The sequence below is a fragment of the Bradyrhizobium sp. CW1 genome (assembly GCF_023100665.1).
Classification (GTDB): Bacteria; Pseudomonadota; Alphaproteobacteria; order Rhizobiales; family Xanthobacteraceae; genus Bradyrhizobium; species Bradyrhizobium canariense_D.
On record NZ_CP064684.1, the window covers coordinates 6,876,070 to 6,889,250 of the forward strand.

Annotated in this window: 9 protein-coding genes and 10 pseudogenes; 12 read left to right on the forward strand and 7 right to left on the reverse strand. The window is 61.7% G+C overall.

Translation table 11 applies throughout. The features are described from left to right. Positions 1 to 283: 283 nt before the first annotated feature. The 5 genes from IVB54_RS41810 (at position 284) to IVB54_RS33025 (ending at position 3,500) form a co-directional block, all read left to right on the forward strand. Positions 284 to 445 (forward strand): autoinducer binding domain-containing protein, encoded by a 162-nt coding sequence (locus IVB54_RS41810; protein ID WP_346658839.1) that lies wholly within the window; start codon positions 284 to 286, stop codon positions 443 to 445. A 106-nt stretch (positions 446 to 551) separates the two neighbouring features. Next, positions 552 to 809 carry a helix-turn-helix domain-containing protein gene (locus IVB54_RS41815; protein ID WP_346658860.1) on the forward strand — a complete coding sequence of 86 codons (258 nt, stop codon included), beginning with the start codon at positions 552 to 554 and terminating at the stop codon, positions 807 to 809. Between the two features lie 463 nt (positions 810 to 1,272). Continuing rightward, complete coding sequence (locus tag IVB54_RS33015) at positions 1,273 to 1,443, forward strand: hypothetical protein (protein WP_247293539.1); 171 nt, start codon at positions 1,273 to 1,275, stop codon at positions 1,441 to 1,443. Beyond that, the gene (locus tag IVB54_RS33020) at positions 1,433 to 3,064 is read left to right on the forward strand and encodes a recombinase family protein (protein WP_247776794.1); all 1,632 of its coding nucleotides are present in this window, start codon (positions 1,433 to 1,435) and stop codon (positions 3,062 to 3,064) included. The genes IVB54_RS33015 and IVB54_RS33020 overlap by 11 nt, the downstream gene beginning before the upstream one ends. A gap of 40 nt (positions 3,065 to 3,104) precedes the next feature. Beyond that, a complete protein-coding gene (locus IVB54_RS33025; RefSeq protein ID WP_247776796.1) occupies positions 3,105 to 3,500 on the forward strand; it encodes a hypothetical protein in 396 nt (131 codons plus the stop codon). Here IVB54_RS33025 and IVB54_RS33030 read toward each other — a convergent pair. Further along, positions 3,470 to 3,730, reverse strand: a pseudogene (locus tag IVB54_RS33030) (IS3 family transposase); the annotation flags it as partial. The gene IVB54_RS33025 and the pseudogene IVB54_RS33030 sit on opposite strands and share 31 nt — an antisense overlap. A gap of 251 nt (positions 3,731 to 3,981) precedes the next feature. Between IVB54_RS33030 and IVB54_RS33035 the strand changes: the two are divergent. The 4 genes and pseudogenes from IVB54_RS33035 to IVB54_RS33050 all read left to right on the forward strand — a co-directional run. Then, a pseudogene (locus IVB54_RS33035) lies at positions 3,982 to 4,503 on the forward strand (helix-turn-helix domain-containing protein); the annotation flags it as partial. Between the two features lie 219 nt (positions 4,504 to 4,722). After that, complete coding sequence (istA, locus tag IVB54_RS33040) at positions 4,723 to 6,207, forward strand: IS21 family transposase (protein ID WP_247777554.1); 1,485 nt, start codon at positions 4,723 to 4,725, stop codon at positions 6,205 to 6,207. Further along, positions 6,204 to 7,015, forward strand: a pseudogene (gene istB / locus IVB54_RS33045) (IS21-like element helper ATPase IstB). Before istA ends, istB begins: the two are co-directional and overlap by 4 nt. A 130-nt stretch (positions 7,016 to 7,145) precedes the next feature. Further along, a pseudogene (locus IVB54_RS33050) lies at positions 7,146 to 7,795 on the forward strand (IS30 family transposase); the annotation flags it as partial. A gap of 46 nt (positions 7,796 to 7,841) precedes the next feature. On the opposite strand, the pseudogene IVB54_RS33055 reads toward IVB54_RS33050, so the two are convergent. The 6 genes and pseudogenes from IVB54_RS33055 to IVB54_RS33080 form a co-directional block, all read right to left on the reverse strand. Then, positions 7,842 to 8,156: pseudogene (locus IVB54_RS33055) on the reverse strand (DDE-type integrase/transposase/recombinase); the annotation flags it as partial. Positions 8,157 to 8,250: 94 nt separating this feature from the next. Continuing rightward, positions 8,251 to 9,486 (reverse strand): annotated as a pseudogene (locus tag IVB54_RS33060) (IS66 family transposase); the annotation flags it as partial. Next, a pseudogene (locus IVB54_RS33065) lies at positions 9,479 to 9,940 on the reverse strand (transposase); the annotation flags it as partial. The pseudogenes IVB54_RS33060 and IVB54_RS33065, both read right to left, overlap by 8 nt. 83 nt (positions 9,941 to 10,023) lie before the next feature. Further along, positions 10,024 to 10,320: pseudogene (locus IVB54_RS33070) on the reverse strand (IS3 family transposase); the annotation flags it as partial. Further along, positions 10,321 to 11,688 (reverse strand): IS110 family transposase, encoded by a 1,368-nt coding sequence (locus tag IVB54_RS33075; RefSeq protein ID WP_247337952.1) that lies wholly within the window; start codon positions 11,686 to 11,688, stop codon positions 10,321 to 10,323. A gap of 237 nt (positions 11,689 to 11,925) precedes the next feature. Then, positions 11,926 to 12,180 (reverse strand): annotated as a pseudogene (locus IVB54_RS33080) (transposase); the annotation flags it as partial. 164 nt (positions 12,181 to 12,344) lie between these two features. On the opposite strand from IVB54_RS33080, the gene IVB54_RS41820 reads away from it, so the two are divergent. The 3 genes and pseudogenes from IVB54_RS41820 to IVB54_RS33090 all read left to right on the forward strand — a co-directional run. Continuing rightward, positions 12,345 to 12,701 (forward strand): acyl-homoserine-lactone synthase, encoded by a 357-nt coding sequence (locus IVB54_RS41820; RefSeq protein WP_346658861.1) that lies wholly within the window; start codon positions 12,345 to 12,347, stop codon positions 12,699 to 12,701. After that, positions 12,694 to 12,867, forward strand: a complete 174-nt coding sequence (locus tag IVB54_RS41825) for a hypothetical protein (RefSeq protein WP_346658840.1) — start codon at positions 12,694 to 12,696, stop codon at positions 12,865 to 12,867. The genes IVB54_RS41820 and IVB54_RS41825 overlap by 8 nt, the downstream gene beginning before the upstream one ends. A 95-nt stretch (positions 12,868 to 12,962) precedes the next feature. Further along, positions 12,963 to 13,178 (forward strand): annotated as a pseudogene (locus IVB54_RS33090) (LysR family transcriptional regulator); the annotation flags it as partial. Positions 13,179 to 13,181 lie beyond the last annotated feature (3 nt).

Sequence of the window (13,181 nt, forward strand, 5' to 3'; positions counted from 1 at the left end):
CATCATCGCGCGAAACAGCTGCTCACAATCGCCTGAAATCGCCGCTCACCATCGCCGAAATACGCACTCGTCGAAAGCACAGATCGTGATTCTGCTCAGCAGAGCATGGCCGATATCGCAGAGGCGCTGACTCTATCTAGCTTCGCGGTCTTGCACTTCCTCATAATCCGGGCAGTCCCCCGACCCTAATCTCGATCCGCGATCCTGGACAGCACACTATCTTCAAATGCGAGTCCGTTGATCCCGTGGTGCGTGAGGCGATCCGCTATAATCAGGCCTTTCAATGGGGGCTGGGATTTGGCCCGCCAGATCGGAACGAGAGCGCGAAATATTTGAAGAAGCTAAATTCGGCATCCGTTATGGATTTACATTTCCAATTCACGACCACAACGGTTCGCTCAGCGGCGCTGAGCTTTGCGACCGACGACCGTCGGGCCAGCTTTGAGCATTCGATACTCATACATGCCCAGAACCTGCGGCTGATCGCAACGTTCTTCCATGCACATGTAAAGCGTTTCTGGACGGCCGATCGCTTGGTCGTCGGGGTAGCATTGTCTCCCCGAGAGCTCGAATGTCTCGAGTGGTCTTCCCGCGGCAACTCTGCTGGAGACATCGGGATCATTCTCGGTATCACCGAGCGTACTGTGTGCTTTCACCTGAATAACGCCCGAGCAAAGCTCGGCGTTGGCTCGTTGCGTCAAGCCGTCGTGCCGTTAACCGAAGTAAAATTTCGAACATTGAGCTGCTGCCGGTTTGATGGACACCGGGTTAAGCTAATCCCACCTTGCGCTCGAACTCAACAGGGCTGAGGTAACCGATCGTCGAGTGACGTCGGGTCGTGTTGTACAACGACGTTTGAGAACGCCCACAGGACCGTTCTTCGCGAGGTTCTTTATCGGCATCATCCTTGGTTTGGGCGCCGAGTTTGCGTTCATGGGGCCATCGACAAGGCCGACGATGTCGTTTTTCGCTGCACCCTGGACGGATCGCAGGCAGACCGTTGGCTGGAAGTTCCCGCATGGATGTTCGACCGGACGGCATGCCATGACGCCGGGTTTCTGACAGCTCAGCCGCTTGTTAGGATCGATGCACTTGTGGCGCTTTCTGCGCTTCTCGATGTAGCGTTGAAGGATCGAACGCAATCAGCTGCCCCGCTTTCTGGCGCATCCAGAGGCTCTCACGGCCAGAATCGGGGAGCGACTCATGTCAAGCCAGACGGCAATGCCAGGGAGCGGATACCGACACAATCAACGACCGCGGCCGCAGCAGCAGATGGATCTGTTCGGGAGCGGCCTGTCGAACGGCGCCATCGGCGCGCCGGCATGGTCGGAGCTGCCGGCGGAAGCGCAGGCGGCCCTTATGAGTCTGATGACGCAGTTGATCCTCGACCATGCTGCGACGACGGCGACGCCGCGCGCGAAGGAGGTCGGTCATGATTTCTGACAAGGTCAGGCCTCATCATCTCGAGCGCAAGGCGCTTCTTTACGTGCGTCAATCCTCAGCGCATGAGGTGTTGCACAATCGCGAGAGCAATGCGTTGCAGTACGCCATGCGGGACCGGCTGACGGCGCTCGGGTGGTCAGAGATTGAAGTGATCGATGATGATCTCGGTCGTTCAGCCGCCGGCGGGGTACAACGCGCCGGTTTCGAGCGGATGGTAGCGGAGGTTTGCCTCGGTAAGGTTGGCGCGGTTTGCGCCCGCGAGGTCTCGCGCTTCGCTCGCAACAGCCGGGATTGGCAGCAACTCATCGAGATGTGTCGTGTGGTCGATACCGTCCTGGTCGATCAGGAGACGATCTATGCACCGAGGCACGGTAACGACCGCCTGCTGCTCGGGCTCAAGGGCAGCCTCAACGAGTACGAGCTGGATCTGTTGCGCCAGCGCTCGCTCTCGGCCCGCTACGAGAAGGCGCGCCGGGGCGAGTTGGTTGTGGCGGCGCCCGTCGGCTTCGTGAAGCCCGGCGACCATTATGAGAAAGATCCGGATGGGCGTGTCCAGGAAGCGATCAAGCTGGTGTTCGACAAGGTCGAGGAACTGGGCAGCGCGCGACAGGCGCTCTGCTGGCTCCACGAGTACAATCTCGATCTGCCGGTGAAGCAGACCAGCGGCGACACGGCCTGGCGGCGACCAAGCTACTCCGCCATCCACCGGATCATTGAGAACCCGGTCTACGGCGGCGCCTATGCCTATGGTAAGACGGCTGTGGCGGCGGGATACAGCGCCGCAGGCGTGAGCGTGAAGATCCGCCGCAAGGCGCGGAACGAATGGCTGGCGCTGAAGCCCAACACCCACGAAGGGTATGTGAGCTGGGAGAGGTTCGAGGCGATCCGCACTATGGTCAGCAGCAACATTCCCACCGGCCGGCATCACGGCGCGCCCAAGCATGGTGACGGGCTGCTGGCCGGCCTGATCCGGTGCAAGCGCTGCGGCCGCAAGCTCACACTCCGATACTCCGGCATGAAGCACCATATCCCGCGCTACAGCTGCAGCCGCGCCTGGATGGACAATGGTGGCCCTCACTGCATCGGCTTCGGCGGACTGCGCGTCGATGATGCAGTCGAGGAAGCGCTGCTTGGCGTCGTCGGTCCGGGCGCTATCGCCGCTGCAACCGCGGCCGCCAAGGAAGCCAGGGAACGGCGGGATCAGGTGCGCGATGCTCTCAGTCGCGACCTCGAAGCGGCGCGCTATGCCGCCGACCGGGCCTTCCGGCAGTACGATGCCGCTGACCCCGCGAACCGGCTGGTGGCGGGCGAGCTTGAAGCGCGCTGGAACAGGGCGCTCGCTCACGCGGCGGAGGTCGAGGGCAAGATCGCAATGCATGAGGCGGCGACGCCCGCCCCCATTGCCGATCCAGCTTCGCTCGGCGTTCTAGCCTCGAACCTCAAAGCGGTCTGGGATGCGCCGACGACGGATGCTCGCCTCAAGAAGCGCGTTGTGCGCACCCTCATCCATGAGGTCGTGGCCGATCGACGATGCGGCCTCCGAGATCGTCCTCATCGTCCACTGGGTCGGCGGCGTTCACAGCGAGATACGCCTGCCCAAGCGCCGGCGCGGGCAGCGTAACAGCACCTCCGCCAACATCATCGAGGCTGTGCGCCGACTGGTGCTGATCGCCAGCGACGATCTGATCGCCGGCCTCCTCAACCGCAACGGCCTCGAGACCGGTAACGGCAATCGCTGGACGCGCGAGCGTGTTACCTCGCTGCGCTCGCACTATCGCATCCCGGTGTTCAAGCCCGCCGAGGACGGCATCGAGCCCTGGCTAAACCTCAGCAACGCCGCCAAGCTCCTGAAGATCGCGCCCGAGACGCTCCGGCTGGCCGCTGAAGCCGGTGAAATCGAAGCCATCCATCCTCTGTCGGATGGTCCTTGGATCTTCGCCCGCAGCTCGCTGATAACAACTGCTGCTCGATCTATCGCCGAACGAGCGCGACAGAACCCAAGATACCCCACGGGATCGAATCCCAATCAGCAAAGTCTTTTCTCTTCAACAACATAGACAGATGGGTGTTCTGATGCGCGGTTGTAGAACCGCTCGATGTAATCGAACACATCTGCTCTGGCCTCGTTCCTGGTGCGATAGGTTTTGCGCTCGGTGCGTTCGGTTTTCAGCGACGAGAAGAAGCTCTCCATCGCCGCGTTGTCCCAGACGTTGCCGGACCGACTCATGCTGCAGACGATGCCGCTATCAGCCATCAAGCGCTGGAACTGCTCGCTGACGTACCGGGCGGATTCAAACGGTCGTCGCAACACTCGGAGTTAGGAGGTTGCGATGAACGTTGTAAGGCGTCGATCGGCGCGCGGGAAGAGCCCCATTGCCATCGCCAGGACGGCCGTCCGTTGCGGGACGCAATGAACAGAATAGATTTTGGCGGGCGATTGCCGCGGGGTTGAGCAGCGAAGATGCTGCGCTCGAAGCTGGATTGTCACAACCTCTCGGAAGCAGATTATTCCGAAAGGCGGGCGGCATGCCACCAGCGATGTTCAGATCTTCGGCAAAGGCGCTCTCCGGGCGGTACCTCTCGTTGATTGAGCGCGAGGAGATCGCACTTCTCAAGGTGCAGGGCCATTCCATACAGGAGATTGGACGTCGCCTGGGGCGGGCTGCTTCGACAGTCTCCCGTGAACTGCGGCGCAATGCGGCCACCCGCGGCGGCGGGTTGGAGTATCGGGCAATAACTGCCCAATGGCATGCGGATCGATCCGCCCGCCGGCCTAAGCCGACCAAGCTTGCGCTCAATGCGACCTTGCGCACTTATGTGGAGGAGAAACTTGCTGGCGGCGTCGTAGCCCCGACCGGCGCTCCCGTTCCTGGTCCCGCCGTTCCGTGGAAGGGGCGGCGGCATGGCCCGCGCAAGGATCGGCGATGGGCCAAAGCCTGGAGCCCTGAGCAGATTGCCCGACGCTTGCCGATCGACTTCCCGGACGACAAGACGATGCGCATCAGCCACGAAGCTATCTATCAAGCTCTCTTCGTTCAGGGCCGTGGGGCGCTGCTGCGGCGCGGCAATCAGGATGGAAGTGCAGCGTCAATCAGGATGAGAGAGCTTCGCCGGGCTCGTGACGCAGGGAGGGCGTAGCCCGACCGGAGTTACGAGCCCGGCGACGGCGCGATCCGAGCGGACCGCGCCGTCTGGTGATCGCGGCTGGCCGGTGATGGATGGTTCTTCTCGCCAAAGAGGAATCACCCGTTGCCAGGCTGCCATGTCACCGATCACCAGATGAGGCTCTACATGAAGTTCCGTCAAACCAATTCGCCGCCAGAGGCGGCCGCGAAGGCGTCGTTCAGTTCGTCGACCGCTTATCGGCTCGAGAAGGATCTGCGCCTTCCGTCGCAAAAGAAGACACCGCGGGAAAGGCGCCGGCCGGATCCCTTGGCCAACGTCTTCGGCCTGGAGGTCGTGCCGATGCTGAAGGCGGCTCCCGGCGTGCGGCCCGTGGCCATCTTCGAGGAGATGCTCCGACGCCATCCTGAGCTGGGGGCTGGAATCCGCCGCACGCTCGAGCGCCGGATCCGCCCCTGGCGGGCGATCCACGGCGAGGAGCAGGAGGTCATCTTCCGCCAGACCCACGAAGTGGGCCAGGTCGGCCTGTCCGACTTCACCGATATGGGCGAGCTTGGGGTCGCCATCGCTGGCGTGCCGCTCGATCATCGCCTGTATCACTTCCGGTTGGCCTATTGCGGGTTTGAACACGCCCATGTCGTGCTCGGTGGCGAGAGCTTCGTCGCATTGGCCGAAGGGCTGCAGAATGCCCTGTGGTCGCTCGGTGGGGCACCGCGGGAGCATCGGACCGACAGCCTGTCGGCCGCCTTCTGCAATCTCGATCGCAATGCGAGGGACGATCTGACCAGGCGGTACGAGGACCTCTGCGCCCACTACGGCATGCGGCCTTCCCGCAACAATCGCGGCATCGCCCACGAGAACGGGGCGATCGAAAGCTCGCATGGCCATCTCAAGCGCACGATCGCCGATGCGCTGCTGTTGCGCGGCACTGCCGACTTCGATGATCTCGCCGCCTATCGCGGCTTCATCGACGAGATCGTCAGCCGCCGTAATGCCCGCAACTCCAAGCGGATCGACCACGAGCGCGCCACCCTGCAGGCGTTGCCAGATCGCCGCACCTCGGACTACGAGGAGGTGATTGTCCGCGTGACGTCAAGCGGCGGCTTCACCTTGCGCAAGGTGTTCTACACCGTGCCGTCGCGTTTGATCGGGCACCAACTGCGGGTGCGCCTTTACGACGATCGTCTCGACGTGTTCGTCGGCGGCACCCATCTCGTCACCCTGCCGCGTGGGCGGCCGCATTCCAACGGCAAGCACGACCAGGTCGTCGATTATCGGCACGTGATCCATTCCTTGCGGCGCAAGCCAATGGAGCTGCTCAATCTCGTCTACCGTGATCGGCTGTTCCCGCGCGATGCCTATCGCCGAACCTTCGATTGCTTGCGCGAACGGCTGCCGGACAGGAAAGCCTGCCGGATCATGGTCGATCTGCTCGCACTGGCCCATGAGCGCGGCTGCGAGGCCGAACTCGCCGATCAGCTCGCGACCGAGCTTGATGCCGGCCGACTGCCCGACCTCAACCGGCTGCGCGCTTACTTCTCTCCCGATCCGGCCTGCGTGCCGCACGTCGTGGTGCAGCTCGCACCGCTCGCCACCTATGAGTGCCTCATCGGTGCCGGCGAGATCGGAGGTGCCGCATGAGCACGGCCAACACCATTGACACCGCGCGCCTCAATCTATTGCTCAACGAGTTGCGGCTGCCAGCATCAAGGTGCTGTGGCCGCAATTTGCCGAGCAGTCCGACAAGGAAGGCTGGCCGGCGGCCCGCTTCCTCGCCACCATTGCCGAGCACGAGATCGCCGAACGCGGCCGCCGCCGCGTCGAGCGCCATCTCGTCGAGGCGCGGCTGCCCGCTGGAAAGACCTTCGACAACTTCGACTTCGAGGCTGTGCCGATGATCTCCAAGGCACAGGTGACCGCGCTCGCCGCCGGCGATGGTTGGCTCGGCAAGGGCGCCAATCTGCTGCTGTTCGGCCCGCCCGGCGGCGGCAAGAGTCACTTGGCGGCAGCCATCGGCCTGGCCCTTATCGAGAACGGATGGCGCGTCCTCTTCACCCGCACCACCGATCTCGTCCAGAAGCTCCAGGTGGCGCGGCGCGAGCTCAATCTCGAGGCCGCCATTAACCGCCTCGACCGCTTCGACCTCCTGATCTGCGATGATCTTGCCTACGTCACCAAGGACCAGGCCGAGACCAGCGTGCTGTTCGAGCTCATCAGCGCTCGCTACGAGCGGCGTTCCATGCTGATCACCGCCAATCAGCCCTTTGGAGAGTGGAACAGGGTCTTCCCGGATCCTGCTATGACGCTCGCCGCCATCGATCGCCTCGTTCACCACGCCACCATCGTCGAGATGAACGTCGAAAGCTATCGCAGGCGCACCGCGCTCGAGCGGAAGCGTGGTCCAGGGCGACCATCCTCGCACGCGACACCAAAAACACTCGCTGATTGACGCTCCGCGACAATCAGAGCGAACAAAACTCTTGCGCGCGACAATCATCGCGGCAATCATCACCTCGCCGCGACACCGACTCGCCATCCTGATTGTCGCGCGCTTCCCATCCAGATTGTCGCGCTATACGCTGCACCGCGAGCTGACGGCCTGCTTGCGAACAGGGCGTGTATTACGGATGCCCAGAGCGCGCGTACGCAGGCGAGGCAAGGGCTTGTCACCCCGGAGATCATGATCAGCGAACGTCCTGCTGAAGCTGCCGATCGAGCAGTGCCGGGGCATTGGGAGGGAGACCTCATCCTCGGCGTTGGCAGCTCGGCAATCGGCACGCTGGTCGAGCGCACGACGCGCTTCACGATGCTATTGCACCTTCCCCGGTTGGCGGGACATGGCCAAGCTCCGCGCGTGAAGAACGGACCTGCGCTCGCGGGACACGGGGCTGAAGCCGTGCGCCACGCGATCACGCGCACCGTCATCACCTTACCTGAAGAGCTCCGTCGCTCGCTAACCTGGGATCAGGGGGCCGAAATGGCTCAGCACGATCGTCTCAAGATCGATGCGGGTATCCAGGTCTACTTCTGCGACCCGCAAAGCCCTTGGCAGCGCGGCACTAACGAGAACACAAACGGGTTGCTGCGGCAGTACTTCCCGAAAGGCACAGACCTGAGCATCCACAGCGCCGAGGAGATATCCGCTGTGGCAGCGGCCCTCAATGCTCGACCGAGAAAGACACTAGGCTGAAAAACGCCAGCGGAGGCGCTCGACGATCTGCTGTCATGAGTGAAAGTAACTGGTGTTGCGACGACCGTTTGAATCCGCCCCGTCTGCCGCGATCGGAGTGATGTATCAGGGCATCCGGCTTGCCCCGCCGCCAGACCGCCATCAACAGGGCGTCCGCAACCAACTGGGCGGTCATGCTGGCGCTCATCGACCAGCCGACCACCCGGCGCGAGAACAGGTCGATCACCGCCGACACATAGAGCCAGCCCTCAGCCGTCCAGATGTAGGTGAAGTCGGCGATCCACTTCTGGTTCGGGCGCTCGGCCTCGAACTGCCGATCCAGAAGGTTCGACGCCACGTTCACAATCTGGCGATGGCCTGCGTCCTTCGGCAGACGCCGGCGTCGTGGCCGCGCCCGCAGGCCTGCAGGCGCATCGTAAGCGCGATTTTCTCCGCACGGTGACGCCCGCGCTTTTGACGGATGGCCTTCGTATCGAGGGCGGCATCTGACCCGTTCAGGCAGCGGCGGTTTTGGGGAAGTTGAAGGGCAGCAGGTCGGTAATATCGGCGTCGCCCGCGCGCTGAGGCAATTCGGTGAGGACGTGGCGCAACCAGGCTAACGGCTCGACGCGTGAGGCGCGGCAGGTCAGCATCAGACTGTAGACGACGGCACTGGCCCTGGCTCCCTCGACGGTGTCGCTGAACAGCCAGCTCTTTCTGCCAGTGGCAAAGATTCTGATATCGCGCTCCAGGAGATTGTTGTCGATTGGCATCCTGCCATCTTGCGTGTAGCGCGTCAGATATTCCCATTGGTTCAGAGTGTAGGATACAGCATCGCCAAGCTTGCTGTCGGGCAAGACCTTCGGGGCGATTTGATCGAGCCATTCCTTGAGGGCGTTCAGGACGGGAATGCTGTGTTGCTGGCGGAAGCGGCGAATGCATTGATCTGGCGTTTCGCCTCGGTCTGGTTTTTCGTCCCGCGCCTGCCTTTCAACCCGGTAAAGCTGTTCGAAGAACCGCAGCGCCTGCTCGGGCGGACCGCCGCCCTTCTTCCTCGCCTTGAGGGCATCGACAAAGCGCCGTCGGGAGTGGGCCATGCATCCAATGTGGGTGGCCCCTTCCAGCGTGCGCCATGCGGTATAGCCGTCACTCATCACGATGCCACGGTAATCGCCGAGGAAGGCCTGCGGGTGGATCTGGCCGCGGCCCGGCTGATAATCCAGAAGAACGATGGGCTCGTGACTGCCCTGGCCGCTGCGATAAGCCCACATGTACGATGTGCTGGTGGCTTTTTTGTCCTTCTCCTTGAGGACCTGAACCGTCGTCTCGTCGCCATGGATGAGAGGTTGCAGTCTGAGCCGCAGCTTCAGGGCGTCTGAGATGCGATGCAGATGCTTCTCGCTCGAGTCGATCACCCAGTGACCCAAAGCGCCGCGGCTGACAGGAACACCTGCGCGTTCGAAGGCCTGCGCCAGACGGTAGAGCGGCGTGCCATCGACATATTTGTGAACCAGCGCGAACGCCAGCGTTGAGGCCGTGGCAACGCTGCCCGGCAAGGGCTGCGTCGGCATCGGCGCGGTCACGACAGGGGCATTGATCCCGGTGCGATCGCAATGGCGGCACCCATATTTGAAGCGCACATTCTGTAAAACCTTCGCCTTCACCTCGATATGAAGTTGCTCGGTGACAGTCTCGCCCATGCGATGCATCTGGCCACGGCAGCAAGGACACGCCTTCTGATCGTCGGACATGGCCCAGGGCTCCGATGATTGCCGTCAATGCATCCACATCGCCGCATTCCAGCGCGACCTTCACGCCGTTCGGCAGCGACGCGCTCACTTTGGCCGGAGAACAAAAAGCTGTAGTCCCCTTGGGTTCCGACCCGCGCACTTCATCGCAAGCCGCCGGCAAACCCACCATCGCCACGCTGCTCCCCCGCGACAGGGCGCGATCGGAAGCCCCCTCAAGTTGAACCGGGATGAACGCCGATGGGGAAGACCGCGGGAGAGACCTGGTCGCGGTGTGCTTCTTGATCCATTTCCGAAGCAGGTTCGCGTTGACCCCGTGTTCGAGCGCAAGTCTCGATACCGAAACGCCAGGCTCAAGACAACTCGCGACAAGACGCTCCTTCGATGCCGCCTCGTAGCGCCGGCGACCGTTCCGACCAACAAGCCTGACCCGCAGTTTCTGATCATCGTCTGCCATCACAAGGTGTCCACCTATCTTGGTGGACACCTCATGCATCAGAGCACTCAAAAGCAAAAGGTGCAGGGAAATTCGCGCTTACGGCGCATCAGCCGTTCGACCCGGTGCAGGCCGCATTCGACGCCGTCCGCCAGAAGGTCTCGCCAGACGCGCCGCGCGCCGTAAGTCCGGTCACTGGCAAGGAAGCTGACCTTGACCTGCTGGCCTACGGTCTCGTCGCTCCGGGATCTGGCGCTGGGCGATCGGTTCAGCCAGGCATGAAAGCCCGACCGCGACACGCCCATCGCTTCGCATAGCCATGCCACCGGCCAGATGCCCCGGTGCTTCGCGATGAAGCCGAACTTCATGTCGCTTCCTTCGCGAAGTAGGCAGCGGCCTTCCTAAGAAACAGCCGGATTGGCGTCCGTCGGAATGGCCTGCAACACGAAGCCCAGAGATTTGGCCCGGCGCTGAAGGTTGGCGAGAACGCGGCTGCGATATTGTTGCTCATATTGGTTGGCACCTGGATCCCTGTAGCTCATGCCGTGCCGGAGGGTGTTGTAAAATAGAACCGCAATCTTGCGGGCGGTCGCTGTCACCGCCTTTGACTTACCCGCACGTAAGGACAGGCGGCGATAGAATGCTCCGAGCGCCGTATCGCTTCGCCCCACCGTGGTGGCCGCCAACCGCAACAGTGCGGCAGCCCGGCTGGAAGATCTCCGGGTGCGCGAAGAAAGCACTTTGCCGCCGGAGATTTTGTTGCCCGGTGCAAGGCAGAGCCAGGACGTGAAGTGCTTGGCGCTCGGCCATGCCCTCAAATCCGTGCCGCACTCGCCGATAAGCTTCAATGCGAGCGACGGACCCAGTCCATGGATCTCAGTCAGATCGACGCCGAGCACGCCGTGCAGCGCGGTCCTGACGTCAAAGGTGGGCGTGTTGATCTGTTTGGTCTTGATGCGCGGCTTGGATAGCTTCCCGACCGGCTTTGCCCCTTTATTTCCTAGCGCGGCGATCAGGACTTCGAGCTTGCGGTCACAGTCCAGCATCTTCGCCTGGTAGACGTCGTAGAGTTCTAGCGATTGGCTCAGGGCGAAGACATGTTCGTGCCGGTCGTTGCCTACCAGTGCCGCGCGAATGGTCTCGGTGGATGAATGGCATCGCACGTCCCGATAGGTTGCCAAAACATCAGGATTGCGCTCGCCTGCAACAATGGCCCGGATAATCCGCATGCCAGTGGCGCCCGTGATGTCCGAGACGACATGATGGAGCTGCAGGTTCATCTCCATCAAGGCCTTTTGCATATGCTGGATATGGGCGGCGGCATATTCCACAAGCCGCTCGCGCTGCCGCAAATAGGCCCGCAGTGTTGCGATCTCGGCATCGGGTCGGAAGCTGCCTCGTAGCAGTCCATAGGAATGAAGCTGCCGTAACCACGCGGCATCGCTGACGTCGGTCTTGCGTCCGGGCACGTTCTTGGCGTACCGGGCGTTGACCAGAATAACCTCAAATCCACGCTGCTCCAGGATTTCATAGGCTGGGATCCAATAGACCCCGGTGGATTCCATCGCGACACTGGTCACGCCGCATGCGCTAAACCAATCCGCCAGATCATGGAGATCTTGTGTAAATGTGCCGAACGCGCGCACGGGAATGTCAGTGCAGTCCGGGTTCACCGCAGCCATGTGCATCTTTGATCCGATGTCGATGGCGGCCGCGCTGACGTTGACTGGCTTCAATTCCGGCCGGTCACCGGTCGTCCTCTGGGGCATCGCAAATCCTCCATTCACTCATGAGCGGAAGGGTCTGGGTTATGCCAATCGTCATCTTCCTATTCGGGATCGCAGCCGAAGCGGCGTCACCACTCTCAAGTCCGCATGCACCCATGGACCACGTTTTTTAACGGGGACAGTGCCTCCAATAAGCTGACGGCCGCTACCCTCCCAGCCGCAGAGGATAACACAGTGCTGTTTCTACCCCGCACAGGCGCGCAACGGCCCTGGACAGTTTTTTAGGATATCCCGCTCCGCCTTCAGCTTGTTGACCTCGCGCCGCAGCCGCTCGATCTCCAATTGCTCAGGCTTCAGTTGCCCGTGGCCGGGGAACGACTGCGCAGCGTCGAAGCCGAACTCCTTCACCCATTTGCGCAGCACGTTCTCATGAACGCCCAGGTCTCGGCCAGCTTGCGCCACAGATACCCCGCGCTCCCTGACGAGCTTGACCGCCTCGATCTTGAACTCTCGACTGAACTTCCGTCTCTGCATGACCCACCTCTGGCTCGATAAAACACCCAATCTCGGTGTCCATCAAACCGGCAGCAGCTCACATAGAGCGCCTCCTCTTCGTAGACACCTGAGTGACTGCACAGGATGCGCTCGCCTCTACCTCTCTGCTTTGTTTCACAAAACAAACCGGAGAGGTAAGCATGATGCAGCTCATCACCCCAGAGTACTATGGCGAGTTCCTCGATGATCTCTCGGATAAGCATCGACTGAGGTATCATGTTTCCAGACAGCGCTTGGACCGGGATGTCGAGATCAGCGGCGACATGGAGGTCGACGAGTTTGATGTCCTTCGGCCAGTTCATCTACTGAACCGCTCAATCGATGGGCGTGTTCAGGGTCGCGTCCTGCTTCTGCCTTCGACCGGGCCAATCATGCTGAGAGAACCACGAAGCGATCGGATTTGGAGAGCAGCCCGTTCGCCCTCGATGCTCCGTCGGATGCGGCGAAGGCGAGCGGCGGACTTGCTGCGGCAACTTACGAGTGTTTGCCGGCATGCTTGAGCTCGGCGTTTTCATTGAATTGACCGAAATCGTCACTGTCCTCGATGCCCGGCTGGAGCGCATTCTTCGCCGGGCCAGGTGGCCCTCCGCCCGATGGGGAAAGCTCGTCCTCTCGGAAACACCAAAGCCCTTGCTGGATACCTGGAGGTCTCGCCCAATGCCCTGAATCGCAGCCGCAAAGCGGGACACATCTCAGGTCCTGTGCTCTGCGCTGCACTCATCCGAGCGGCCGCCTGATCTGGAAGTAAGTACAATAAGGGCATGGCTGCACATTTTGAGCGTAAAGCTATCTGGTTTGAGACTTACGATGCACAAACCACCTCGATAAGAACCTCCCTTCATGCCAACAAGGCAATCGAACTGAAACACCTGAGACTCGCCGTTGCTGCGGCCGATTGCGGTAGCCTCCGTCAGGCCGCCGCTTTGCTGAATTCGCAACAATCGAGCATCAGCCGTAGAATTGGTGAGCGCGAGCACCAT